The sequence below is a fragment of the Lentzea sp. NPDC020367 genome, assembly GCF_044387305.1.
In the GTDB taxonomy this organism is placed as follows: domain Bacteria; phylum Actinomycetota; class Actinomycetes; order Mycobacteriales; family Pseudonocardiaceae; genus Lentzea.
Genome location: NZ_JBIRVV010000003.1, coordinates 818,906 through 843,156 on the forward strand (window position 1 = coordinate 818,906; position 24,251 = coordinate 843,156).

Genomic DNA, 24,251 nt, shown 5'->3' on the forward strand with positions numbered 1-24,251 from the left:
GAGAAACCAGCGTACTCAAGGTTCGTAAGTACGATCGGCCGTATGCCCTCGTCAGCCGCACGTTCCGGGAGCCCCAAACCGGGGCGCCGGAAGAGGCGCCGGGGCAGGAGGCTCAAGACCGTCGACGAGACGTCGGCGGGTGGCCTGGTGCTCGACTCCGAGCAACGGGCCGCGGTGATCGGCAGACTTGACCGGCGAGGCCGGTTGCTGTGGTCTTTGCCCAAGGGTCACATCGAGGCCGGCGAGACCGCGGAACAGACCGCGGTGCGCGAGGTCGCCGAGGAGACCGGTATTCATAGCAGGGTGCTGCGCCCGTTGGGGTCGATCGACTACTGGTTCGTCGCTGACGACCGCCGGGTGCACAAGACGGTTCACCACTTCCTCCTCGAAGCGACGGGGGGAGAGCTTTCCGACGAAGACGTGGAGGTCACCGAGGTGGCGTGGGTGCCCCTCGGCGAGCTGGACGAGCGACTCGCGTATGCCGATGAGCGCCGTCTGGTCCGCCGAGCCGCCGAACTGCTCGCCGACCGCTGCCGCAACGGGGCGGAGACGGCGTGAGCCTGAGGAAGCTCGTCTGCACAGCCGCTGTCGCCGCGTTCGTGGTGATCACAGCGCCGCCCGCCGGCGCGCAGCAGGCGCAGCCAGACGAGATCGACGCGTTGCCCTTCATGCCCGCTCCCGCCACCCAGGTGTGGGCGACCAGATCGCTCTCCGCCCAGCCGGGGCAAGCCCAGCAGCAGTTCCTGCGGCTCGACATCGACCAGCTCACCCCTCGCTTCGTCACGAGCGACTCCCCGGCGACCGTCAAGATCACCGGCAGGATCGTCAACGTCGGCGACCGCAAGGTGTCCGACATCGTGCTGCGCCTGGAGCGCGGCGAGCCGCTCGGCACCGAGGACGACCTGCGCAAGGCGTTGCGGGAGCCCGCGGCTGCCGAGGCCGTGCAGCCCAAGTTCACCCCTGTCGCCGGCGAGCTCGAGTCCGGCCAGCAGAAGGACTTCACGCTGGAGGTGCCGCTGCGCGGTACCGAGCCGACCTCGCTGGAAATCGAGCAGCCCGGCATCTACCCGATCCTCGCCAACGTCAACGGCAGGCCCGACTACGGCGGCCAGGCACGTCTCGCGGCGCTGTCGACGCTGCTGCCCGTGCTCGGCGTCCCCGGCGGCGAGACCAAGGGCAAGCCGGGTGTGCCCGCGAAGCTGACGGTGCTGTGGCCGATCGCGGACCGCCCGCGGCTGGTCAGGCTCGGCGGCGAGGGCGACTCCGAGCTGATCGACGACGAGCTCGCGACGTCGCTGTCGGTCAACGGCCGGCTCTACGGCCTGTTGCAGGCCTACGAACAGGCGATTCCGTCGATGAGCACGGCCATGTGCCTGGCCATCGACCCCGACCTGCTGCGGACCGTGCAGGCCATGGGCAACGGCTACCGGGTGCGTGGCGGGTCGGAGGGCAAGGGCCAGGCCGAGGCCGAGCTGTGGCTCGACCGGCTCAAGCTCGCCGTCACCGGCCGTTGCGTCGTCGCGCTGCCGTACGCCGACGCCGACCTCGTGGCGTTGAACAGGGCGAAGCTCGGCACCATGCGCACGCTCGCGGTGACCGACGGCCCCAAGCTCATCCAGGACGTCCTGTCCGTGCAGCCGCTGCCCGACCTGGTGTGGCCGGAGGACGGCGTGCTCGACCAGTCGACGTTCGACGAGCTGGTCACGCCGCAGCCGGACAAGCGCTACCCCGGCGCGAAGTCCATGCTGCTCGACCCGACCGGACTCGCCGACGCGCCGGGCACCGAGCCCGTCGGTGTCGGCGGCAAGAACCCGGTGACCGCGGTCAAGATCGACTCGATGGTCTCGGACGCGCTGCAGGGCAGTGAGTCCCGGCCCCGCACGCTGTCCGGCGTCACCGCGCCGTTCGAGAGCCAGCCGGTGTCCGTGCAGAACGCGCTGGCGGTGCTGGTGTTCCGCGCCGGCTGGCAGGGCGACGGACGCAACGTGCTGATCGCGCCACCGCGTCGCTGGCACGCGCCGCTCTCGGAGATGAACGAGTTCCTCGCCACCGCCCAGAAGCTGCTGACCGGAGGTTACGCGGCCCAGACCGGGCTCGAGGAGCTCACCAGGGCCACGCCGTCGGTGACGAACGCCAAGATCGCCTACCCGCCGGAGGCCGGTGCGCGGGAGATCTCGGAGATCATCTCCAGCTCCGTGACGAGCCAGAGCGTCGAGCTCAACGGCCTGGTCGCGGCCATGCAGCAGGAGGACAGCGAGCACGCCTCGCCCGCCGACCTGGCCGACCCGCTGTGGCTCGGGCTGCTGCGGGCCATGTCCGGCGCGTGGCGGGGCAACGAGCAGGGCGCCCGTTCCGCGGCCGAGGTCAGCCAGGGCGAGCTGAACGCGCTGACCGGCATGGTCGGCGTGACCCAGCCGAACAGCCCGATCCTGCTCGGTTCCGGCGACAGCCCGATCCCGATCACGATCACGAACAAGCTCGACGTCCGCGTGACGGTTCGGATCAACCTCGCCGACACCCCGGGCATCCGCAAGCTCGACCTCGCCGACCAGGTGCTTCCCGCCCGCGGCGAACGAGTCGTGCGGGTTCCGGTCGAGGTGCTGCGCTCCGGCCGGTTCCCGGTCAGCGTGCGCCTGACCACTCCCGAGGGCGTCCCGCTCGGTGACACTGTCAAGCTGGAGGTGTCGTCGTCCGCGTACGGCACCATCACGGTGATCATCACCGTGATCGCGGGCATCGCGCTCGTCCTGCTTTCCGGGCGCCGGATCTACAAGAGGGTCCGCGCTCGCAACGGCGAGAACGGCGACGCCCCGTCCATCGAGAACGTCACACCGGAGAAGTCGAGCGCGTGAGCGAGACAGCCACGACCACCCAGCCAGAGCAGCAGAAGCAAGCACCGTCGGTCGCCAAGGCGAGCGGCTCGATGGCGATCGCGACGATCGTCAGCCGAGGCACCGGCCTGCTGTCGAAGGTGCTGCTCATCGCGGTGATCGGCGCCGAGGTCCTCGGCGACTCGTACCAGGCGGCCTCCACGCTGCCGACGATGATCAACGAGCTGCTCCTCGGCGGCATCCTGACCAGCGTGGCGATCCCGCTGCTGGTCAGGGCCGAGAAGGAGGACGGCGACGGCGGTGAGTCGTACGCCCAGTGGCTGATCAGCATGGGCACGCTGATCCTCGGCATCGGCACCGTCATCGCGATGGCCTGCGCGCCGTTGCTCACGGACCTCTACATCTCGGACTCGGACAAGGCGAACCCCGCGCTGGTCACCGCGTTCGCGTACCTGGTGCTGCCGGGCATCGTGTTCTACGGACTGACGGCGCTGCTCAGCGCCGTGCTCAACGCACGGCACGTGTTCGGCATCCCCACGTGGGCGCCGGTGCTGAACAACGTCGTCGTGATCCTCGTGCTGGGCGTCTACGCGCTGCTGCCGGGCGACATCACGCTCAACCCGGTCCGCATGACCGACCTGCACCTGCTGGTCCTCGGTCTCGGCACCGCGCTCGGTGTGGCGGTGCAGGCGTTCGTGCTGTTCCCGGCACTGAAGAAGACGGGCTTCCGGTTCAAGTGGCGGCTCGGCTGGGACTCGCGGCTGTCGGAGTTCGGCAGCCTCGCGTTCTGGGTGCTGATCTACGTCGGCCTGGGCCTCGCCAGCATGACCGTGCTGACGAACGTGGCGACGAGCGCCCAGGGCGCGCTGACGGCGTTCAACTACCAGTGGCTGATCGCGCAGGTGCCCTACGGCGTGCTGGGTGTTTCGCTGCTGACCGCGTTGATGCCGAAGATGAGCCGGGCGGCTGCGAACAACGACAACGAGTCGATCGTGCGGGACCTGCTGTTCGGCAACCGCATGTCGGCGATCCTGCTGATGCCGTTCAGCGCGCTGCTGACGGTGTCCGGCCTGGCCGTCGGTCTCGGCATCTTCGCCCTGGGCGCCTCGGGCATCCAGGGCGGTACGAGGATCGGTCTCGCGCTGGCGCTGTCGGCGTTCGGCCTCGTGCCCTACGCGATCACGTTGCTGCAGCTGCGGGTCTTCTACGCGATGAAGGACGCCCGCACGCCGACGCTCATCCAGGCGTTGATCGTGGCGGTGCGCATCGGGCTGCTCTACCTGTTCCTCGGCATCTCGACGCCGGGCAACGCCGACCAGCTCGCCGTCGGTGTGTCGCTCGCGATGTCGCTGAGCTTCGTCTTCGGCGCGATCGTCGGCCAGGTGTGGCTGCGGGTCCGGCTCGGCCGGTTGCGCACTGGTTTCACCATCTGGACGGTCTGTCTCACGGTCGTCGCCTCCTCGCTCGCCTTCGGTGTCGCCGCGGGCGTGAACTGGCTGGTCCAGAACCTGTTCTCGATCTCCAACGTGTACGTGTCGAGCTGGGTGGAGCTCGTCGTGGTGACGTTGATCGGTCTGCCGCTCGCGTTCGGCCTTTTGGCCGCGTTCCGGGTACCCGAGATGAAGCCGGCGATCGACAAGATCAACCGTTTGGTGCGGCGAAGGTGACTCCAGTCCGTGAGCGCCGTCCCGTACCCTCGTCTCCGTGAGTAGCGGAGTTCACGCCGCGCTGGTTCCCGGCGGCGTCATCGGCAATGGCCGCTACCGGCTGCTCGCGAAATCCGGCGCCGACGCCAGGTCCAACGCGGAGCTGTGGCGCGCGCGGGACGGTCAGCTCAACCGGGACGTCGCGCTGACGGTGCTGCTGGGCGATCTGGCGGACAACGAGGCGGCAGCCCGTGCCCGCCGTACGGTCGAACGCGCGATGCACGCGGCGTCGTTCACACATCCGGGCGTTTCGCGGGTGATCGACGTGTTGACGCCCGGCACCGGCATCCGGGGAGACGAGGGCATCCTCGGCATCGTCATCGCCGAGTGGACCCAGGGCACCGACCTGATGGACCTCATCGCGGAGGGCCCGCTGCCGGCGGGCGCCGCGACCCGTCTGCTCGAACCGCTCGGCGCCGCCATCGAGGGCGCGCACCACGCCGGTCTCGTGCTGGGCGCCGACCACCCGCAGCGCATCCGGGTCACCTCGGACGGCCGCCTGCGCCTCGCGTTCCCCGGTCCTCGGCCGGACGCGATCGCGCGCGACGACGTCAAGGGCCTCGGCGCGATCCTGTACCTGCTGCTCACCGGCCGGTGGGCGCTGCCGGGCGGCCCTCAGGGCGTGCCGGTCGCACCGACCGGGCCCGACGGGTCCGTGGTCGCACCGAACGCGTTGCACCCGTACCTGCCGCACGACCTGTCGTCCGTCGCGGTGCGGTCGCTGGAGGACACGTCGGTCGGCGGCATCCGCACGTCCGCGGCGATCCTCCAGGTCCTCGACCAGATCGCGGCCGAGGAAGCCCAGACCTCGCTGATCCCCGCCGTGTCGGCGTCGCGCGATGACGACGACCAGGTCGTGTGGACGACTCAGCGGCCGCGGCAGGACAAGCAGCAGAAGAAGAAGCTGTGGATCAGCGTCGGCGTGCTCGCCGTGGCGACGCTGACCGTGATCGTGTGGCTGAGCGTGCAGATCGTCGGATTCTTCAGCGACGAGCCGTCCAAGGGCGGCGGCCCGACCGTGGTGATCAACCAGCCGGGGTCGAACGGCCAGACCGCGCCTCCTCCCGCGCCGGCCGGACCGGTGCAGCCGGGCCAGATCGGCGTCTACGACGTCACGAACCAGCCCGACAACGCGAACCAGGCGAGCCGGGCGGTCGACAACAACGCGGGCACGTTCTGGCGGACCGACAACTACTTCCAGCCGTTCCCGACGCTCAAGCCCGGCATCGGGCTGATGGCGTCGTTCGCGGAGCCGGTGAAGCTGGCCTCGGTCACGATCACCTCGCCCAGCAAGGGCACGAAGGTCGAGATCCGGGTGGCGTCCGCGCTGGACTCGCCGATCGAGGAGACCAAGGTCATCGGCGTCGCGGACCTGTCCGACGGGCAGACGCAGATCCAGCTCAACGACCACGAACCGACCGGTCACGTCCTGATCTGGATCACGCAGCTGACGAACTCCGGCGGCGGCAAGAACCAGTCGGAGATCCGCGAGGTCCTCTACACCCGCGCCCAGTAGAACTACGCGGGCACGCTGAGTAGACCTGTCCGGGTGATCTGTGATCACCCTCGCTAAAGTGCGTCCCGTGACCGCCGCAGCCAGCTCGGACGCCGATCTCATCTCGGCCCACGCCGCAGGTGACCCGTATGCGTTCTCGGAGCTGGTGAAACGGCACCGCGACCGGATGTGGGCGGTGGCGTTGCGCACGCTGCGTGACCCGGAAGAGGCGGCGGACGCGCTCCAGGAGGCGTTCATCTCGGCCTTCCGGGCGGCGTCCTCGTTCCGCGCGGAGTCACAGGTCACCACCTGGCTTCACCGGATCGTGGTGAACGCGTGCCTCGACCGGATGAGACGGCGACAAACCAGACCGACAGTGCCGTTGCCCGAGGCTGGTCCTGGCGAGCCCGTCGCTCCCCGTGACGCGATGAGCGACCGCGAGACCAGCCTGATGGTGCAGCAGGCGTTGATGGAGCTGCCGGAAGAGCAGCGGGCGCCCATCGTGCTGGTCGACGTCGAGGGGTATTCCGTCGCCGAGACGGCGAAGATCCTCGGCATCGCGGAGGGCACGGTCAAGAGCCGGTGTGCGCGAGGTCGCGCCAAGCTGGCCAAAGTTCTCGGGCACCTCAGGAACCGAATCGCAGATGCGAACGTCCCAGCTGACGGTGTGAATGTGCAAGAGCAACGTCAGTGGGAGGGCCGATGACCGGCATGGAGCGCGTGCCGATGGGTCCGCCGTGGTCTGTTGACCTCATCGCGGACCTGCACGCGGGCGTGCTGCCCCCTGAGGTCGCCGCACAGCTGCGTCCGAGGGTCGAGGCGGACGCGGAGGCCAGGGAGATCCTGCAGGCGCTGGACGCGACGCTGATGGACCTGCAGTCCTTGCCGCCCATCGCGATGCCCGACCACGTGGCCGCGCGGATCGACGCCGCACTGGCCGCGGAGGCCCGTCCCGGCATCGCGCCGGTCGTGTCCCTCAACGACGCCCGCAAGCGCCGCAACCGCAGGCTGGGCCTCGGCGGTGGCGTGCTGGTGGCCGCCGCCGCGGCGTTCGGCATCGTGCTGGCCGTGTCGCCGGGCTCGCAGACCCCCACGAACGACAGCGCGCAGCCTCCGCAGGCGACGTCCAAGCCGAGCTCGGGCGCCCTGCAGTCGCTGACGAAGGCCGAACTGGGCTCCGCGGTCGGCGAAGTGCTCAAGGCGCAGAACTACGGACCGCTGGAGACCCCCGACCGGCTGGCAGGCTGCCTGCAGGGCGGCGGCATCACCAGTTCGGGCAACCCCCTCGGCATCAGCCCGGTCAACCTGGAGGGCAAGGACGCCGTGATGGCGATCCTGCCCGCCGGTATCGGGAAGTACCGGCTGGTCGTGCTGGACCCGGCGACCTGCGGACCGGACAAGCCCGAGGGCGTTCTCGCCGACACGACAGTGGGCCAGAGGTAGTCGCTCAAGTCACGGAATTAGCTGCACCTACGATCCGTTGAGCCAGTCAGACGACGAGATCGAGGAGTTGCAGAGCCGTGAGCGTGCGCAACGTGATCATCATTGGATCGGGACCGGCGGGCTACACCGCGGCGGTCTACGCGGCACGCGCGCAGCTGGAGCCCCTGGTCTTCGAGGGTTCGCAGTACGGCGGCGCCCTCATGACGACGACCGAGGTCGAGAACTACCCCGGCTTCCGCGACGGCATCATGGGCCCCGAGCTCATGGAGCAGATGCGCGAGCAGGCCATCCGCTTCGGTGCCGAACTGCGCGCCGAGGACGTCGAGTCGGTCGAGCTGACCGGTGAGATCAAGAAGGTCGTCGCGAACGGCGTCGAGTACGAGGCCAGGGCCGTCATCCTCGCGATGGGTGCCGCTGCCCGTTACCTGAACATCCCCGGCGAGCAGGAGCTGCTCGGCCGCGGTGTGTCCGCCTGTGCGACGTGCGACGGCTTCTTCTTCCGCGACCACGACATCGCGGTGGTCGGCGGCGGCGACACGGCCATGGAGGAGGCGACGTTCCTCACGCGCTTCGCCAAGTCCGTGACGGTCATCCACCGCCGCGAGGAGTTCCGCGCCTCGAAGGTCATGCTGGAGCGCGCCCGTGCCAATGAGAAGATCAAGTGGCAGCTGAACACGCAGGTCACCGACGTTCTGGGTGACGGCACCGTGTCCTCGATCAAGGTCAAGGACACCCAGACCGGCGCCGAGTCCGAGATGCCCGTCACCGGCTTCTTCCTCGCGATCGGCCACGACCCGCGCTCGGCGCTGGTCAAGGGCCAGGTCGACCTCGACGAGGAGGGTTACGTCCTGACCAGGGACAAGTCCTCCTACACGAACCTGGACGGCGTGTTCGCCGCCGGCGACCTCGTGGACCACGAATACCGCCAGGCGATCACCGCCGCCGGCTCCGGTTGCAGCGCTGCGATCGACGCGGAACGGTGGCTCGCCGAGCACGGCAACGAGCACGCCGAGATCGCCGCCGAGGCCGTCGGTGGCGGCTACGGCAAGAGCAACTGACCCACTGCTGCGAGAAAGTTCTAGGGAGATCAACATGGCAGGCGCCACCGTCACGGTGACCGACAAGTCGTTCGCGGACGACGTTCTGACCAGCGAGAAGCCCGTGCTGGTCGACTTCTGGGCGACCTGGTGCGGCCCGTGCAAGATGGTTGCGCCGGTGCTGGAGGAGATCGCGGCCGAGCACGGCGAGAAGATCACCGTCGCCAAGGTCGACATCGACGCCAACCCGTCGATCGCCCGCGACTACCAGATCATGTCCGTGCCGACGCTGATCCTGTTCCAGGGCGGCCGTCCGGTGAAGCAGATCGTCGGCGCGAAGCCCAAGGCCGCGCTGCTGAAGGACCTGCAGGACGTCCTGGCCTGAGCCAGAAAGTTGCACGGAGCTGAGAAGTTCTTTGCAACGCGCAACGTGACCCGCCCGTCTATCGATAAGACGAGCGGGTCACGTTCGTTTTGGTGCCGGGACGGTGATCCCGGTACGACTGTGAGTAGCCCTGCATCGATCACTCAGCGCGGCAGGGCACAATGAGGACTTCCCAACTGACGCGCCGACCAGGTTCGGCGCCATAGTCGAGCGAGGGTGCATGCAGCTGCTCCGCCGCGGGGACGTCGGAAGTGATGTTGCCGAGATCCGGTCGACCCTGACCAGGCTCGGACTGCTTCCGCCGGCCGACCCACAGGCGCCGCCGGTGTTCGACCAGCAGGTCGAGCACGCCGTGCGCGCGTTCCAGCAGCAGCGGGGGCTGATCATCGATGGCATCGTCGGCCCGGCGACCTACCGCTCGCTGCGTGACGCGACGTTCCGGTTGGGGGACCGGCCGCTCGCGTTCCTGATGTCGCAGCCGACGACCGGTGACGACGTGCTCGCACTGCAGGAACGCATGCTGGAGCTCGGGTACGACGCCGGTCGCGCCAACGGCGTGTTCGGCCAGCAGACCGAACAGGCGCTGAAGAACTTCCAGCGCGACTACGGCCTGATCGTCGACGGCATGTGCGGCCCGGACACCGTGCGCGCGTTGCGCCAGCTCCAGCCGAAGGTCCGCGGCGGCCGTCCGCAGCTGCTGCGTGAGCAGGAGAAGCTCCGCGGCGCCGGCTCGCGGCTGTCCGGCAAGCGCATCGTCATCGACCCCGGTCACGGCGGCCAGGACCGCGGCGTGGTCGTGGACGGGCTGTCCGAGGCCGAGCTGATGCTGGACCTGGCCCGCCGTCTCGAAGGCAAGATGGCCGCCACCGGCATGGAGGCGTTGCTCACGCGCGGTCCGGACAACTGCCCGGACGAGGCGGAGCGCGCCAGGTTCGCGAACGAGGCGGGCGCCGACCTGATCCTGTCGCTGCACAGCGACGGCAACTCGTCGCCGAACGCGCAGGGCGTGTCGACGTTCCACTACGGCACGGGCAACGGCGCGTCGTCCACGGTCGGTGAGGCGCTCGCGGGGTTCATCCAGCGCGAGGTCACCGCCCGCACGTCGATGTCGAACTGCGGTTCGCACCCGAAGACGTGGGACCTGCTGCGGCTCACCCGCTGCACGGCCGTCCGCGTCGAGGTGGGCTACCTGACGAACACCGAGGACCGCGCCCGGCTGGCGACGCCCGGTTTCCGCGACATCGTGGCCGAGGGCATCCTCGTGGCCGTGAAGCGGCTCTACCTGCTCGGCAAGGACGACCAGCCGACGGGCACGTTCACGTTCAACGACCTGCTGCGCTACGAGATGGCCAAGGGCTGATCTCCGGTTCACCGCACTGACTGACGAAAAAGGCCCCCTCGCTGTCGGCGAGGGGGCCTTTTTCGCTGTCTCAGACCGGGCGGAAGCTCGGTTCCGCGGTGGAGACGGTGACGCTGTTGAGAAGCCGTTCGAGAGCTGCCTCGACGTCTTCCTTCCACGTGATGGCGCTGCGCAGTTCCAGGCGCAACCGCGGCCAGCGCGGGTGCGGGCGCACGGTCTTGAAGCCCACGCTCGTGAGGAACTCGGCGGGCGTGACGCAACTCGACTCTTCGTCGTCCGGGCGCATGTCGCCGAACGCCTCGATGGCCTTCACGCCACGACGCGTCAGATCCTTCGCCACGGCCTGCACGAGCACGCGCGCGAGTCCTCCCCCTCGGAACTCCGGGAGAACGTCCAGCGACGTCATGAGGACGGCGTCCGGGCTCACCGGAGAGGTGGGGAAGGCGGCGCTGCGCGGAACGGCGGCCGGTGGTGCGTAGAAGACCGAACCAGCGGGGATGCCGTCGCAGTAGATCATGCGACCGCACGAACCCCACTCGAGCAGGACGCTGGAGACCCAGGCTTCCTTCTCGAACTCGGTGTCGCCGTATTCCTCAGCCTGTTCTCGCAGGTGAGGAGCCAGCTCCCAGAAAACGCACGTCCTGCTGTGCTTGGAGAGATGCTCCAGGTTGTCCAGCGTGACGCCCACGACGCGACGGGACACCCCAACCTCCACCCGTTAACACACACAGTGAACCCATACGAGGGTAGGCGAATGTGACGGAACCCGGAAGGCGCGTGCCCTGAACGGGACGACGGTTACACTCGCTCGGGACATTTCCTATACAGGAGTCCCACATGACTGTGCCCGGACAGCCCGCGAAGCAGGGCCCCAGAAGCCTTGACCCCCACCTCCGCCGCTACGCAGCGCGCACGGCAGGGATGACGGCATCGGAGATCCGGGCACTCTTCGCAGTGGCGTCCCGTCCGGAGGTCGTCTCGCTGGCCGGCGGCATGCCGCACCTGGCCGCGCTGCCGCTGGAGTCGCTGTCCGCGGAGATCGGTCAGCTGGTGGCCACCGACGGGCTGGTGGCGCTGCAGTACGGCTCGGCGCACGGCGTCCCGTTGCTGCGCGAACAGATCTGCGACGTCATGGCGCTGGAGGGCATCAACGGCCACCCGGACGACGTGGTGGTGACCGTCGGCTCGCAGATGGGCCTCGACATGGTCACCCGGATCTTCTGCGACCCCGGTGACGTGGTGATCGCGGAGGGACCCTCCTACGTGGGCGCTCTCGGCTCGTTCACGGCGTACCAGGCTCAGGTCGTGCACGTGGCGATGGACGCGGACGGGCTCGTGCCGTCGTTGCTGCGTGAGGCCCTCGAGGCCTGCAAGCGCGCGGGGCAGCGGGTCAAGTTCCTGTACACGATCCCGAACTTCCACAATCCGGCCGGCGTGACGCTGGCGGTGTCGCGGCGGGCAGAGATCCTGGAGATCTGCCGCACCTACGGCGTGCTGGTCGTGGAGGACAACCCATACGGGCTGCTCGGGTTCGACGGCCAGACGTACCCGGCGCTGCGGTCTCTCGACCCGGACAACGTGGTGTACCTCGGGTCGTTCTCGAAGACGTTCGCCGCCGGACTGCGGGTCGGCTGGGTGCTGGCGCCGCACGCCGTCCGCGAGAAGCTGGTGCTGGCGGCCGAGTCGGCCACCCTGTGCCCGCCGACCCTGAACCAGATGATCGTGTCCCGGTACCTGTCGACGCAGGACTGGAAGGGGCAGATCAAGACGTACCGAGAGGCGTACCGGGAACGCCGGGACGCCGCGATCTCGGCTCTCGAGCAGCACATGCCGCAAGGTTCCACGTGGAACATTCCGGATGGCGGCTTCTACGTCTGGGTGACGGTGCCAGAGGGCATCGACACGAAGGCGATGCTGCCCCGCGCCGTGACGGCCCGTGTGGCCTACGCGTCCGGCACCGGTTTCTACGCGGACGGCTTCGGCTCCCGGCAGCTGCGGATCTCGTACTGCTACCCGACGCCGGAGCGCATCCGTGAGGGCGTCCGCCGCCTGGCGAACGTCATCGAGGACGAGATGCAGCTGGCCGCGACCTTCGGGGCGACACCGGGCCGTCAGCTGTCCGGTCCGCAGACCCCCTCGCCTGACACCGCCTGATCTTTACTTTGGAGTTGTGCTGTGGCTGACCGCATGGTCGCTGTGCTGTCCGGTGGGCTCTCCCACGAACGCGAGGTCTCGATCCGCTCCGGCCGCCGTCTGTCGGCTGCCCTGCGGTCGGCGGGCGTGACGGTGGAGGAGTGGGACGCCGACGCGTCTCTGTTGACGCGGCTGCGGGACCACCGCCCGGACGCCGTCGTCGTCGCCCTGCACGGCGGTGAGGGCGAGAACGGGTCGGTGCAGGCGATCCTCGAGATGTTCGGCGTCCCGTACGTGGGCACGGACTCGCGGGCGTGCCGGCGCGCGTGGGACAAGCCGACCGCGAAGGCCGAGCTCGCCCGCGCCGGGCTGACGACGCCGGAGTGGATCGTGCTGCCGCACGCGACGTTCCGGGAGCTGGGTGCCAAGCCGGTGCTCGACGCGATGGTCTCGACGCTGGGGCTGCCGTTGATGCTGAAGCCGGACCAGGGTGGGTCGGCACTGGGCGCTCAGGTCGTCAGGGACGCCGCCGAACTGCCGCCCGCGATGGTCGGGTGCCTGGCGTACGGCGACACCGTCCTGGCCGAGCAGTTCATCTCCGGCGTGGAGGTGGCGGTGGCGGTCGTCGACGGTCCGGACGGCCCGTACGCGCTGCCGGCCGTCGAGATCGTTCCGGAGACCGGGGTCTACGACTACACGGCTCGGTACACCGCGGGCCTGACGGACTTCCACGCGCCGGCTCGGTTGGACGCGGCCGCCGCGAAGTCGGTCGGGGAGCTCGCGGTCGCGGCGCACCGGCTGCTCGGGTTGCGGGACGTGTCGCGGACCGACGCCATCGTGGCGGAGGACGGGACCGTCTACTTCCTCGAAGTGAACGTGTCGCCGGGGCTGACCGAGACGTCGCTGCTGCCGATGGCGGTCGAGGCGGCAGGGGAGTCGTTGGGTGAGATCTACGCCGGGTTGATCGAGCGGGCTGTCGCTCGCTGAGTTCGTCCCGGTTCTGAGTGCGGCGCCGAGCCTCTCGGTGCCGCACTTTTTGTTTGTGCCGAAAATCTTGGCGACGACCTTCTGCGTCACCGCTCCGGCGTTCGCGACCGACCAGGTCTCGTGCTCGACGGGTGACGTCGTGAAGATCAACTGGGTGGACGGGTCCGGCGCGCAGCGGGCGAGCTGCTACGGCGAGATCGGCGAACTCGGGGTCACGCTCCCGCGTTCGTCGAGCGTCGAGCCCGGCGACAACTTCGGGTGGGTCGAGTACACGGAGAGGGACGGCCGGACCGTTCGTCGTCTGCTCGACAGCGGACAGATCGTCCAGATCGGTGGTCTGACGGTCACGCGGGTCCGCATCTACTGATCGAGAAATAGGTGACGCCCCGTATCCGATTGGATGCGGGGCGTCATCGTCACCGTGACATAAGGCCCGTGGGTGATCCTGTGGGCCTACTCCGATGTCCGAATTGTCGTTTCTGGGCTCATCATGCCGATGATCCTTTGAAGATCATCAACTGACCCGAATTCGACCACGATCCGGCCCTTTCGCTGCCCGAGTTCGACCTTCACGCGGGTGTCGAAGTTGTCCGAGAGGCGCTCGGCGAGCTCCTGAAGACCGGGCGCGTGCAGCTGCTTGCGCGGAGCCTGCTTCGGTTTCGCCGGCTTCTCGTTCTTGGCGATCGTGACCGCTTCTTCGGTCGCGCGGACCGACATGCCCTCGGCGATGATCCGTGCCGCGAGGTCTTCCTGCGCTCCCGCCTCGTCCAGACCGAGAAGTGCCCGCGCGTGCCCGGCGCTCAGCACGCCCGCCGCGACCCGTCGCTGAACGGCGAGGGGGAGCTTCAGCAGCCGGATGGTGTTGGTGACGACGGGGCGGCTGCGGCCGATGCGGTCGGCGAGTTCCTCGTGCGTGACGCCGAACTCCTCCAGCAGCTGCTGGTAGGCCGACGCCTCTTCGAGGGGGTTGAGCTGGACGCGGTGGATGTTCTCCAGCAACGCGTCGCGCAGCATGACGTCGTCGGCGGTCTGCCGCACGATGGCCGGGATCGTCTTGAGCCCGGCCTGCTGCGTGGCACGCCACCGGCGCTCGCCCATGACGAGTTCGAACGTGTCCGCGGTGAGCTCGCGGACCACGATCGGCTGCATGAGCCCGAACTCCTTGATGGAGAACGAGAGCTCGTCGATCGCATCCTGGTCGAACACCTGGCGCGGCTGCTTGGCGTTCGTGCGGATCGCGGTGACCGCGATCTCGCGGTACACCGCTCCCGCGACCTCGCCGATGGGCTGCTGGGTCTTGGTTCCGTTGCCGGCCACGGCGGGCCGGATGGTGCTGGGTGCACCGGCAGGCGGACCCTGCGGGATGAGTGCGGCCAGGCCGCGCCCGAGTCCGCCCTTGCGCTGCTCCGTCATGCGCCCTCCTTCTTGGCCCCGCGGATCGCGATCTCCTTGGCAGCGTCGAGGTAGCTCATCGACCCGCGCGAGCCCGGGTCGTACGTCAACACCGTCTGCCCGAATCCTGGTGCCTCGGAGACCTTCACGCTGCGCGGAATCACGGTCTTGAGGGCGACGTCGCCGAAGTGGCCACGCACCTCACTGGTCACCTGGTCCGCGAGCTTCGTGCGGCCGTCGTACATCGTGAGGAGGATCGTCGAGATCAACAGGTCGGGGTTGAGGTGCTGCTGCACGAGCTCGATGTTGCGCAGCAGCTGGCTCAGCCCCTCCAGCGCGTAGTACTCGCACTGGATCGGGATGAGGACCTCCTGGGCCGCGACCATCGCGTTGACGGTCAGCAGGCCGAGGCTCGGCGGGCAGTCGATGAAGACGTAGTCGGGCTGCAACTGGTCGAGCGCCTCGGGGGAGAGCGCCTCCTTGAGCCGCGACTCGCGGGCGACCATCGAGACGAGCTCGATCTCGGCGCCGGCGAGGTCGATCGTCGCGGGCACGCAGAACAGGTTCGGCGACGTCGGGCTGACCTGAGCCGCCTCGGCGATGGAGATCTCGCCGATCAGCACCTCGTAGACGGACGGCGTGCCGCTGCGGTGCTCAACCGAGAGCGCCGTGCTGGCGTTGCCCTGCGGGTCGAGGTCGATCACGAGCGTCTTGAGCCCGTGAATGGCGAGCGCGGCGGCGAGGTTCACCGTGCTCGTGGTCTTGCCGACGCCACCCTTCTGGTTGGCGACGGTCATCACCCGGCGATGAGTCGGGCGGGGGAGCAGGGACTCGTCGGGGTGCAGCACGCTTGCCGCACGAGCCGCCTCTTCTGCAATCGGGGTCCACACCACGGCGCTGTCATCTCCGTTGTTGGTCGGCTTGGCTTTGGGTTTGGAGGGCTTCGTTTCACGTGGAACATCGGCGGCCTGGAACTCCGGATACACGCTCACCGATCCCTCCGCGTCTGGCGCTCCACGATGAGCACCGTCGTAGGCACCTCAAGTACGTCCGCTCCCACGACGACGACCTTGGCGTTGGCGCCCCCAGCTTTGAGCACCGCCGCGCCGTCGCGTTCCAACTCCTCCTGCGCACGCTCACCCTTGAGCGCGACCATCCGCCCACCACCCCGGAGGAGCGGGAGGCACCACTTCGTCAGCTTCTCCAGCGGAGCCACCGCCCTCGCAGTAGCCGCGTCGCAGTTGAGCAGCTGCTTGCGAATCGGTCCTTCCTCCGCGCGCCCGCGGAGGACCGTCACGTTGTCGAGCTGGAGCCGTTCCTTCACTTCCTCAAGCCACGCGATGCGGCGAGCCATCGGCTCAAGAAGTGTGATCCTCAGGTCGGGCCGCGCAATGGCGAGCGGCACCCCCGGCAGCCCGGCGCCTGAGCCCACGTCAACGACACGTTCGTTGGGTTCGAACAGCTCCTCGATCACTGCCGAGTTGAGCACGTGCCGATCCCAAATCTTCTCGACTTCACGAGGACCAATAAGTCCGCGCTCCACGCCGTGCTCCTCCAGGAGCCTGACGAACTCGGCAGCACGCTCAACGTGCTCGCCGAAAACGAGCTTCGCGTTGTCGGGCAACTCCCCGGCCATGTTCTCCGTCCGTGAGCGTTTCACGTGAAACCACGCGGCGGCGACGTTCCGGCGGCCGGTGGAAAAGCTGGCGAATGCCAGGGCACCATCATGACGGATCCACCGTGCGCTCTGCCAAATCCTGAGCGCCGTTTCACGTGAAACTTGGGGGAAAGTTGCGTCCGACGCTCTACACAGTCGCTCGACCGGGTCCGGGCACCGTTTCGACGATGGGTCATCCGGCAGGCGGCGTGTATCTGGAGGGGAAGATTCGCGAGCTGCGCCGGCTTGGGGTCGACGTGCTCGTGTCGGCTCAGACCGACTCCGAGAGGGTCGAGTGCGATCTGGCGGATGAGGAGCGGGTGGTTCTTGCCGCGGGACTGCGGTACGTGTGCTTCCCGATTGAGGATCGGTCGGTGCCGGAGGTGGGGGCGACTGTCGCTGTGGTTTCGCCGCTGCATGCGCTGTATCAGCGGGGGGCGCATGTGGTGTTCCACTGTTGGGCTGGGATTGGGCGGTCGTCGTTGTTGGCTGGGTTGTTGTTGGGGATGGATGGGGTTGAGCCGGGGGAGGCTTGGCGGTTGATCGCGTCGGCTCGGGGGTTTCCTGTGCCGGACACGGCGGCGCAGCGGGAGTGGCTGGCTGAGTGGTGGGCGGCGCGGGGGTAGGTGTTTCACGTGGAACGTGGGGGGCTGGCTGGGGGCTGGCTCGGGGGTCCGCTCCGGCTGGGGGCGCCTGCCGGGCTAGTGGTCGCCTTGCGCGTGCGGGCGGGGGTGCTGCGCGGGTCGGGTTGCGTTGGCTTGTTGCGTTCCAGCGAGGTGGTCATCTGGCGGGCGGGTGGTCGCCTTGCGAGAGTGGCCGGGCGGGCAGCGCGCGGGGCGGCTTGCGTTGGCCTGTCGCGTTCCAGCGGAGCGGTCACCTGGCGGGCGGGTGGTCGCCTTGCGAGGGTGGCCGGGCGGGCAGTACCGAGCCGGTGCCGGTCATCGCCGCTTCGCGACGATAGCGATTGGGGCTTGACCTTGAGCCTCTGGCGGGATGCTTGACGGCCGGAAAAGGCCGGGCTGAAAAGCGCCCGGCCGTGCCCATGAGGGGAGCATCCCGCCCACTCAAGGTCAAGCCCCAATCGCCGGGTCGGTTGCGTCATCACCGCTTGACCGGCAGGCCCAGGTTCACACGCCTCGGCTTCGCCATTGCCGTTGGCGGCAGAGGGCTCGGCTTCGCCGTTGCCTTGAGCGCGCGGAGGGACGGCTCGGCTTCGCCTTCGCTTCGCCATGCGGAGAGCAAGTGCAGCGGCGCGGCTCAGGGCTCACGAGGCTCTTCCCTGGCGTCATCATGCCGAGTCGACATGTCGCCACCGGATGCCATGCGCGATGGCCGAGCTTCCCGTGTCGGCGGGCGCTCGAATCGTTCTCGCTGCCGCCGCCTGTGGCCGCGCTAGGCGAACTCCTCCCTGCCGTCTTGCCCGGGACAGCAAACGGCCCCTGGTTCCGGCGGGAACAGGGGCCGTTGGTGAAGCTGAGCCGTCAGGGCTTGGTGAAGATGATGACCCGCCGCTGCGGCTCCTCACCCTCGCTCTCGCTGTGCACGCCCGCGACCGCGGCAACGGCGTCGTGGACGACCTTGCGCTCGAACGGGGTCATCGGGTGCAGGCGGGCGCGCTCGCCTGAGGCGGCCACCTTCTCCGCGGTGGTGCGGCCCATCTCTGCCAGTTCGGCACGGCGGCCCGCTCGCCACTGGGCGATGTCGAGCATCAGGCGGGAGCGGACTCCCGTTTCCTGCTGCACGGCGAGGCGGGTGAGTTCCTGGAGTGATTCGAGGACGTTGCCTCGGGGGCCCACCAGCTTGGCGAGGTCTTCGCCTCCGTCGATGCTGACGATGGCCCGGCCGCTTTCCACGTCCAGGTCGATGTCGCCGTCGTAGTCGAGCAGGTCGAGCAGGCGCTCGAGGTAGTCGCCCGCGATGTCGCCTTCCTGGACGAGCAGGTCCTCGGTCTTGCTCTGCGACTGCGGCTCTGCCGCGGCCTCGGACTCGGCCGAGGCCGCGGCATCAGACGACGCCTCCACGTCGTCGGTCGCCTGCAAGGTCTCCGACACGATGTCTCCTCTCCGGGGCAACGCCCGAAATCAGCGGCGCTTCTTGCTGCCCGGCTTCTTGCTGGTGGATCGGCCTGGGGTCAGGCCGGGGATCTCGGTGTTGGAGTTGCCGTTGCTGGCTGTCTCCGACGACGCCGACGACGAGGGGCCGCTCGGGCCCGCGGTCGGCATGCGCTTGGCTCCGTTGGCCGGCTTGGCTCCCGGTGCGGGCTTCTTCGGGTTCACCGGCTTGGCGCCCGGCTTCGGGGCGAGGGCCTGGCGGGTCTCGACGACCGTCGCCTTCTTCTCCTCTTCCTCGGAGTCGATGCGCTTGTACACGAAGTGCTGCTGGCCGAGGGTCCACGCGTTGTTGGACAGCCAGTACAGCAGGATCGCGACCGGGAAGAAGAAACCGCCGGCGAGGACGCCCAGGGGGAAGACCCACAGCGTCAGCTTGTTCATGATCGCCGTCTGCGGGTTGTCCAGCGCGGACGCGTTCTGGCGGGCGACCGAGTGGCGGGCCGTGAAGTGGGTCGCGATGGACGCCACGATCATCAGCGGCACCGACAGCAGGATGACGTTCAGGCGCTCGGTGCCGTACTGGGCCAGCTGGTCGGCGGGCATCGTGATGAACGTCGAGAGGTTCGTGCCGAAGAGCTTGGCGTTGACGAACGAGTCGACGCCCTGCTTGTCGAAGAAGTAGACCTCGCCCCAACCGGGCTTGAACGAGCGCAGCACGTGGAACAGACCGATGAACACCGGGATCTGCACCAGCATGGGCAGGCAGCCGCCGAGCGGGTTGACGCCGTGCTCGGACTGCAGCTTCTGCATCTCCTGCGCCTGGCGCTGGCGGTCGTTCGGGAACTTCTTCTTGATCTTCTGCATCTCCGGCGCGAACTCCTGCATCTTTCGCATGGAGCGCACCTGGCCGACGAACGGCTTGAAGAGGATGGCGCGGAGGGTGAAGACCAGGAAGATGACGGCCAGGGCCCAGGCGAAGCCGCTCGACTCACCGAAGACTTTGCCGAACACCCAGTGCCAACACCACAAGATGAAGGACACCGGGTAGTAGATGAAGTTGAGCACGGAGCTACTCCTCGGTGGATACGTCGGGGACCTGCCGCCTCGGCGGAACGGGGTCCAGGCCTCCAGGGTGCCAGGGTCCGCAGCGCAGCAACCGGCGGATGGTCAGCCAGGTTCCGCGCAGCGCACCGTGGACGGTCAACGCCTCCACCGCGTACGCGCTGCAGCTCGGGTAGAAGCGACAGGTCGGCGGCAGCAGCGGTGAGATGAACCGCCGGTAGAAGTGCACCGGCAGCAGCGCGACCTTCGCGGGCAACGTGGTCATCGCAGCACCTTGCGCAGGGCGGAAGTGAAATCAGCGGCGAGCTCCGAGCTCGACGCTTCGGCTGCTGGAGCCAACGCGCGCACCACGACGAGAGTTCCCGGCGGCAGTTCTTCCAGTGCCGGGCGCACGACGTGACGCAGACGTCGATAGACACGGTGGCGGACCACCGAGTTGCCAACTGCCTTGCTCACGACGAAGCCCACCTTGGACGAATCCAAGGTGGGCACGTCGGGCTTCAAGACGTGGACGACCAACCGGGGCCGTCCGGCGCGGCGGCCTCGGCGGACCACCAGGCCGAAGTCCTGGCTGCGGGTGAGCCGGGCGGCCGGTGGGAGCACGACGACGCTGCGCTTACCAGCCGCGGTCAGGCGGACAGAGTGGCACGGCCCTTGCTGCGGCGCGCGGCCAGAATGGCGCGGCCGGCGCGGGTCCGCATGCGCAGCCGGAAGCCGTGCGTCTTCGCGCGGCGGCGGTTGTTGGGCTGGAAGGTGCGCTTACCCTTGCTCACGGTCGGTCTCCCGGTGCTTCACTGCTGACAAAGCCTGTGTGGTTGTCCCCGACAACAGTGGACGTAGGCGCGCGAAAGGCGCCCGTCGCAAGCGGGAGACTCGTACGAGGGTACGCATGCCCGGGTGCCGCGACCAAATCGGGGTGGCCCTCGCCACGTCTTGTGAGCCGTCCCCGCCCTTGTTACCGTTCTCCCTTCGCGCGTGCCGGGGCTGGTGTGGGAGCCGCCGCCGGACCGGCAACACAACGCACCTTTTAGTGCACAGTTGTGGATAACTCTGTGGATACCTCTATCCTCCGTGTCCACATGTGGAGTCTTTGGCTCCGGCGGAGGGGAGGGGACGGCGGAGGTGTCGAACCAGCAGGTCGATCTTGGTCTTGTGTGGGCCGAGGTGGTGCAGGAACTGGCGACCAGCCACCTGTCCCCTCAGCAGCGCGCGTGGATGAGGGTCACTCGTCCGATCGGATTGCTGGACGGAACGGCACTGCTCGCAGCCCCGAGTGACTTCGCGAAAGAGGCGATCGAACGCGCACTGCGCGACCCGATCACCGCCGCGCTGTCCCGCAGGCTGGGTCGCACGGTGTCGCTCGCGGTGAAGGTCGACTCTCCTGAACCGGTCAGCCCGGTCAGTCCGCCGACCACACCGATTCCCGTCCAGGCAGTGCAGCCGGTGCCCCAGCTCCAGCCGATGCCCGGCATTTCCGGCGGCGACACGCCCGGCCTCGTGGACGAGGTTCCGGGTCTGACCGCCGACGGCGCGGAAGAAGAGGTCGACGAAGCCGGCGACGCGCTCGCCGCCGTCACCGAGATCTGGCCCACCTTCAACACGGCCAACGCCGCGATGGGTGCGACGCCGAACGCGAACCTGCCGTACACGCGGCCCGCGAACCCGTCGCCGTCGCAGACGCGGCTGAACGAGAAGTACAACTTCGACACGTTCGTCATCGGCGCCTCGAACCGGTTCGCGCACGCCGCGGCCGTCGCGGTGGCCGAAGCGCCGGCCCGTGCGTACAACCCGCTCTTCATCTGGGGCGAGAGCGGCCTCGGCAAGACGCACCTGCTGCACGCCGTCGGGCACTACGCCCAGCGCCTGTTCCCAGGGATGCGCGTGCGGTACGTGTCGACCGAGGAGTTCACCAACGACTTCATCAACTCGCTGCGTGACGACCGCAAGGTCGCCTTCCAGCGCCGCTACCGGGACATCGACGTTCTTCTCGTCGACGACATCCAGTTCCTGGAGGGCAAGGAAGGTACGCAGGAGGAGTTCTTCCACACGTTCAACACGCTCCACAACACGAACAAGCAGATCGTGGTGTCGAGCGACCGGCCGCCCAAGCGGCTGGAGACGCTGGAAGACCGCCTGCGCACGCGGTTCGAGTGGGGCCTGATCACGGACATCCAGCCGCCCGAGCTGGAGACCCGGATCGCGATCCTGCGCAAGAAGGCGGCCCAGGACCGGCTCGCGGCTCCGGCCGACGTGCTGGAGTTCATCGCCTCCCGCATAGAACGCAACATCCGCGAACTCGAGGGCGCGCTCATCCGCGTCACGGCGTTCGCGTCGCTCAACCGCCAGCCGGTCGACATCCAGCTCGCCGAGATCGTCCTGCGCGACCTGATCCCGGACTCGCACGCACCGGAGATCACCGCACCGATGATCATGGCGGTCACCGCCGAGTTCTTCGGGGTGTCGATCGACGACCTGTGCGGCCCCGGCAAGACGAAGGCGCTCGCGCAGGCACGGCAGATCTCCATGTACCTGTGCCGCGAACTGACGGACCTGTCGCTGCCGAAGATCGGCCAGACGTTCGGCGGCCGCGACCACACGACGGTCATGCACGCGGACAAGAAGATCCGCAAGGAGATGGCAGAGCGCCGGCGGATCTACGACCAGGTCCAGGAGCTCACGTCCCGGATCAAGCAGCGCGCCCGCCACACTCCCTGATCCACCCGGGTACCGACGAAGGGGTCCTCCACCGCGGAGGGCCCCTTTTTTCGTTCGCGCTCGATCCGGCCGCCGAGCACCCGGGGACGCGACCGCAGTCCGGCGGCAGCACCCGGGGACGGCGAACGGCGGCGGGCGACCGCTCCGGACGCGACCGGACGACTCGGCGGCGGACACCCGGGGACGGAGCTGTGACCTGACGTCGAGCACCCGGGGACGCCTCGGGCGAGGACATGGGACTGCATCAGTGCGTGCGGCTCCAACCACCACCACGCGCCGCACACGTACCCGGGTAGACGAGGCTCGATCGGCCGCCCGCCGAGGCTTTCTGTTGACCCCAGGCACTCGAAGGGGTGGGGACAACTGGAAAAGTCTGTGGCCCCGGCCACGATCTGGCCACAGAAGCCTGTTGAACACCCGGGTACAACTGGCCCGCACCCGGGGACGCACCCGGGGACAACTGTGGACGATCTGTGGATCGAGAGCTGTGCACAACTGGCTGTCCCCGGGTGCGCCGATCTGTCCCCGGGTGCCATCCCCCCTTAGTCCACATGGTGGGTGACACCTTGACCTGCAGGTTTAACGGCTGTCCCCACAATCCACAACCCTTACTGTTACTGCTGTTTGATCTCTTCTAGAGAGAACTCAAAAGCAAAACAGCGGTGGATGGTTCCCGGGGATCGGTGCCGAACCCCGAAGTGACGGGAAGGGCCAGGACGCTCTAACGTTGTTGCTCCGCACCTCGGTCAGCTCGGTCAGCCGAGGTCGAGGCTCCCTAACCCCCACTGGCACGTTGTCGTGGTTGGGCTTGTCGACTGTCGAGGAAAGGACGCCTCATGAAGATCCGCGTCGAACGCGACGGCCTGGCCGACGCAGTCGCCTGGGTCGCTCGCAGCCTTCCGTCCCGTCCACCGGTTCCCGTGCTGGGCGGCGTGCTGCTCGACGCGGAGTCGGACGACTCGCTGACGGTCTCCGGGTTCGACTACGAGGTCTCGGCTCAGGTCGGCGTCCCCGCCACGATCGCCGACGGTGGCCGCGCTCTGGTCTCCGGGCGTCTTCTCGCCGACATCACCAAGGCGCTGCCGAACCACCCCGTCGAGATCGCGGTCGACGGCTCCCGGATGATGATCAGCTGCGGCAGCGCCAGGTTCAGCCTCCCGACGATGCCGGTCGAGGACTACCCGGCTCTGCCGTCGATGCCGCAGTTGATCGGTGAGCTTCCCGGCGAGATCTTCGGCGAGGCCGTGAGCCAGGTCGCCGTCGCGGCCGGCAAGGACGACACGCTCCCGATGCTGACCGGCGTCCGCGTCGAGATCGGCGAGGGCAAGCTGACCCTCGTCGCCACCGACCGGTTCCGCCTGGCGATGCGCGAGTTCCCGTGGGAACCGGACGCCACGCTCGGCGAGGTCGCCGTCCTCGTCCCGGCCCGCACCCTCGGCGACGCCGCCAAGACGCTCGGCTCGAACGGCGGCAAGGTCGAGATGTCGCTCGCCGCCAACGACGGACTGCTCGGTCTGTCCGGTTCCGGCAAGCGGACGACCACCCGCTTGCTCGACGCGGACTTCCCGAAGTACCGCCAGTTGCTGCCCTCCGAGCACTCGGCCGCGGCGATCATCGACATCGACGCGCTGCAGCAGGCGATCAAGCGCGTGTCGCTCGTCGCCGAGCGCGGCACGCAGGTCCGCCTCGAGTTCGTGGACGGCGGCCTGCGCCTGTCCGCCGGTGGCGACGACGAAGGTTCGGCCGAGGAAGAACTTCCGGTCGAGTACACCGGCGACGCGGTCACCATCGCGTTCAACCCGGGCTACCTGCTCGACGGACTCGGAGCCGTCCGCACGCAGAAAGTCCACTTGTCCTTCACCACACCCAGTCGCCCGGCATTGCTGAAGCCGGTGGACGAGGATGGGAACGTGGCGCCGGGCTACCTGTACCTGCTCATGCCCGTTCGCCTTCCCGGCTGAGAAAACCCTTACCGGGTACCAGAAGAACGTAGGGGA

Annotated in this window: 24 protein-coding genes; 15 read left to right on the plus strand and 9 right to left on the minus strand. The window is 68.5% G+C overall.

Annotation, left to right across the window (positions count from 1 at the left end; translation table 11 throughout):
* Nucleotides 1-42: 42 nt before the first annotated feature.
* From ACH413_RS16315 to ACH413_RS16355, 9 genes are all read left to right on the plus strand, one after another.
* Entirely contained in the window at nt 43-558 is a 516-nt protein-coding gene (locus tag ACH413_RS16315; protein ID WP_360047508.1) for an NUDIX hydrolase, read from the plus strand.
* Nucleotides 555-2,852: a DUF6049 family protein gene (locus ACH413_RS16320; protein WP_360047510.1), complete on the plus strand. Its 2,298-nt coding sequence runs from the start codon at nt 555-557 to the stop codon at nt 2,850-2,852. Before ACH413_RS16315 ends, ACH413_RS16320 begins: the two co-directional genes overlap by 4 nt.
* Nucleotides 2,849-4,498 carry a murein biosynthesis integral membrane protein MurJ gene (murJ, locus tag ACH413_RS16325; protein WP_360047511.1) on the plus strand — a complete coding sequence of 550 codons (1,650 nt, stop codon included), beginning with the start codon at nt 2,849-2,851 and terminating at the stop codon, nt 4,496-4,498. Before ACH413_RS16320 ends, murJ begins: the two co-directional genes overlap by 4 nt.
* A gap of 37 nt (nt 4,499-4,535) precedes the next feature.
* On the plus strand, nt 4,536-6,053 hold the full coding sequence (locus tag ACH413_RS16330; protein WP_360047513.1) for a protein kinase family protein: 1,518 nt from the start codon (nt 4,536-4,538) through the stop codon (nt 6,051-6,053).
* Between the two features lie 67 nt (nt 6,054-6,120).
* The gene (sigM, locus tag ACH413_RS16335; protein ID WP_360047514.1) at nt 6,121-6,738 is read left to right on the plus strand and encodes an RNA polymerase sigma factor SigM; all 618 of its coding nucleotides are present in this window, start codon (nt 6,121-6,123) and stop codon (nt 6,736-6,738) included.
* Nucleotides 6,735-7,475, plus strand: a complete 741-nt coding sequence (locus ACH413_RS16340) for a hypothetical protein (protein ID WP_360047516.1) — start codon at nt 6,735-6,737, stop codon at nt 7,473-7,475. The genes sigM and ACH413_RS16340 overlap by 4 nt, the downstream gene beginning before the upstream one ends.
* 83 nt (nt 7,476-7,558) lie before the next feature.
* Entirely contained in the window at nt 7,559-8,533 is a 975-nt protein-coding gene (trxB, locus tag ACH413_RS16345; RefSeq protein ID WP_360047576.1) for a thioredoxin-disulfide reductase, read from the plus strand.
* Between the two features lie 34 nt (nt 8,534-8,567).
* Complete coding sequence (gene trxA / locus ACH413_RS16350; protein ID WP_093595124.1) at nt 8,568-8,897, plus strand: thioredoxin; 330 nt, start codon at nt 8,568-8,570, stop codon at nt 8,895-8,897.
* 220 nt (nt 8,898-9,117) lie between these two features.
* Nucleotides 9,118-10,257, plus strand: coding sequence for an N-acetylmuramoyl-L-alanine amidase (locus ACH413_RS16355; RefSeq protein WP_093595121.1), 1,140 nt, complete (start codon nt 9,118-9,120; stop codon nt 10,255-10,257).
* Nucleotides 10,258-10,327: 70 nt separating this feature from the next.
* Here ACH413_RS16355 and ACH413_RS16360 read toward each other — a convergent pair whose 3' ends face one another.
* Nucleotides 10,328-10,960, minus strand: coding sequence for a GNAT family N-acetyltransferase (locus ACH413_RS16360; RefSeq protein WP_093595118.1), 633 nt, complete (start codon nt 10,958-10,960; stop codon nt 10,328-10,330).
* A 134-nt stretch (nt 10,961-11,094) separates the two neighbouring features.
* On the opposite strand from ACH413_RS16360, the gene ACH413_RS16365 reads away from it, so the two are divergent.
* From ACH413_RS16365 to ACH413_RS16375, 3 genes are read left to right on the plus strand one after another with little or no spacing between them, the layout of a single operon-like run.
* Nucleotides 11,095-12,411, plus strand: a complete 1,317-nt coding sequence (locus tag ACH413_RS16365) for a PLP-dependent aminotransferase family protein (RefSeq protein WP_360047519.1) — start codon at nt 11,095-11,097, stop codon at nt 12,409-12,411.
* Nucleotides 12,412-12,432: 21 nt separating this feature from the next.
* Nucleotides 12,433-13,377: a D-alanine--D-alanine ligase gene (locus tag ACH413_RS16370; RefSeq protein ID WP_319976360.1), complete on the plus strand. Its 945-nt coding sequence runs from the start codon at nt 12,433-12,435 to the stop codon at nt 13,375-13,377.
* Nucleotides 13,378-13,432: 55 nt separating this feature from the next.
* Nucleotides 13,433-13,744, plus strand: coding sequence for a hypothetical protein (locus ACH413_RS16375; protein ID WP_360047521.1), 312 nt, complete (start codon nt 13,433-13,435; stop codon nt 13,742-13,744).
* Nucleotides 13,745-13,830: 86 nt separating this feature from the next.
* Here ACH413_RS16375 and ACH413_RS16380 read toward each other — a convergent pair whose 3' ends face one another.
* The 3 genes from ACH413_RS16380 to rsmG all read right to left on the minus strand — a co-directional run bounded on the left by ACH413_RS16380 (nt 13,831) and on the right by rsmG (nt 16,405).
* Nucleotides 13,831-14,790, minus strand: a complete 960-nt coding sequence (locus tag ACH413_RS16380) for a ParB/RepB/Spo0J family partition protein (protein WP_360047523.1) — start codon at nt 14,788-14,790, stop codon at nt 13,831-13,833.
* On the minus strand, nt 14,787-15,662 hold the full coding sequence (locus ACH413_RS16385) for a ParA family protein (protein ID WP_360047578.1): 876 nt from the start codon (nt 15,660-15,662) through the stop codon (nt 14,787-14,789). Before ACH413_RS16385 ends, ACH413_RS16380 begins: the two co-directional genes overlap by 4 nt.
* Before the next feature lie 95 nt (nt 15,663-15,757).
* Nucleotides 15,758-16,405, minus strand: a complete 648-nt coding sequence (gene rsmG / locus ACH413_RS16390) for a 16S rRNA (guanine(527)-N(7))-methyltransferase RsmG (RefSeq protein WP_093596184.1) — start codon at nt 16,403-16,405, stop codon at nt 15,758-15,760.
* A gap of 209 nt (nt 16,406-16,614) precedes the next feature.
* On the opposite strand from rsmG, the gene ACH413_RS16395 reads away from it, so the two are divergent.
* Nucleotides 16,615-17,052 (plus strand): hypothetical protein, encoded by a 438-nt coding sequence (locus ACH413_RS16395; protein ID WP_360047525.1) that lies wholly within the window; start codon nt 16,615-16,617, stop codon nt 17,050-17,052.
* 855 nt (nt 17,053-17,907) lie between these two features.
* Here ACH413_RS16395 and ACH413_RS16400 read toward each other — a convergent pair.
* Genes ACH413_RS16400 through rpmH form a run of 5 tightly spaced genes read right to left on the minus strand, consistent with a single transcriptional unit; the run spans nt 17,908 to nt 20,312 of the window.
* Nucleotides 17,908-18,477: a R3H domain-containing nucleic acid-binding protein gene (locus tag ACH413_RS16400; protein WP_360047527.1), complete on the minus strand. Its 570-nt coding sequence runs from the start codon at nt 18,475-18,477 to the stop codon at nt 17,908-17,910.
* 30 nt (nt 18,478-18,507) lie between these two features.
* Nucleotides 18,508-19,542: a membrane protein insertase YidC gene (gene yidC, locus ACH413_RS16405; protein WP_360047528.1), complete on the minus strand. Its 1,035-nt coding sequence runs from the start codon at nt 19,540-19,542 to the stop codon at nt 18,508-18,510.
* Nucleotides 19,543-19,546: 4 nt separating this feature from the next.
* Entirely contained in the window at nt 19,547-19,804 is a 258-nt protein-coding gene (gene yidD / locus ACH413_RS16410; protein WP_030465621.1) for a membrane protein insertion efficiency factor YidD, read from the minus strand.
* Nucleotides 19,801-20,142, minus strand: coding sequence for a ribonuclease P protein component (rnpA, locus tag ACH413_RS16415; protein WP_360047530.1), 342 nt, complete (start codon nt 20,140-20,142; stop codon nt 19,801-19,803). Before rnpA ends, yidD begins: the two co-directional genes overlap by 4 nt.
* A 26-nt stretch (nt 20,143-20,168) precedes the next feature.
* The gene (gene rpmH, locus ACH413_RS16420; protein WP_030465619.1) at nt 20,169-20,312 is read right to left on the minus strand and encodes a 50S ribosomal protein L34; all 144 of its coding nucleotides are present in this window, start codon (nt 20,310-20,312) and stop codon (nt 20,169-20,171) included.
* A gap of 349 nt (nt 20,313-20,661) precedes the next feature.
* Between rpmH and dnaA the strand changes: the two genes are divergently transcribed.
* Both dnaA and dnaN read left to right on the plus strand, forming a co-directional pair.
* Nucleotides 20,662-22,254, plus strand: coding sequence for a chromosomal replication initiator protein DnaA (gene dnaA, locus ACH413_RS16425; protein ID WP_360047532.1), 1,593 nt, complete (start codon nt 20,662-20,664; stop codon nt 22,252-22,254).
* 836 nt (nt 22,255-23,090) lie between these two features.
* Nucleotides 23,091-24,215 (plus strand): DNA polymerase III subunit beta, encoded by a 1,125-nt coding sequence (gene dnaN / locus ACH413_RS16430; protein ID WP_360047533.1) that lies wholly within the window; start codon nt 23,091-23,093, stop codon nt 24,213-24,215.
* Nucleotides 24,216-24,251 lie beyond the last annotated feature (36 nt).

Coding starts and splice junctions, on each gene's coding strand:
- ACH413_RS16315 (WP_360047508.1), top strand. CDS start 43: ATGCCCTCGTCAGCCGCACGTTCCGGGAGCCCCAAACCGGGGCGCCGG.
- ACH413_RS16340 (WP_360047516.1), top strand. CDS start 6,735: ATGACCGGCATGGAGCGCGTGCCGATGGGTCCGCCGTGGTCTGTTGAC.
- trxA (WP_093595124.1), top strand. CDS start 8,568: ATGGCAGGCGCCACCGTCACGGTGACCGACAAGTCGTTCGCGGACGAC.
- ACH413_RS16355 (WP_093595121.1), top strand. CDS start 9,118: ATGCAGCTGCTCCGCCGCGGGGACGTCGGAAGTGATGTTGCCGAGATC.
- ACH413_RS16365 (WP_360047519.1), top strand. CDS start 11,095: ATGACTGTGCCCGGACAGCCCGCGAAGCAGGGCCCCAGAAGCCTTGAC.
- ACH413_RS16380 (WP_360047523.1), bottom strand. CDS start 14,790: ATGACGGAGCAGCGCAAGGGCGGACTCGGGCGCGGCCTGGCCGCACTC.
- rsmG (WP_093596184.1), bottom strand. CDS start 16,405: ATGGCCGGGGAGTTGCCCGACAACGCGAAGCTCGTTTTCGGCGAGCAC.
- ACH413_RS16395 (WP_360047525.1), top strand. CDS start 16,615: ATGGGTCATCCGGCAGGCGGCGTGTATCTGGAGGGGAAGATTCGCGAG.
- yidD (WP_030465621.1), bottom strand. CDS start 19,804: ATGACCACGTTGCCCGCGAAGGTCGCGCTGCTGCCGGTGCACTTCTAC.
- dnaN (WP_360047533.1), top strand. CDS start 23,091: ATGAAGATCCGCGTCGAACGCGACGGCCTGGCCGACGCAGTCGCCTGG.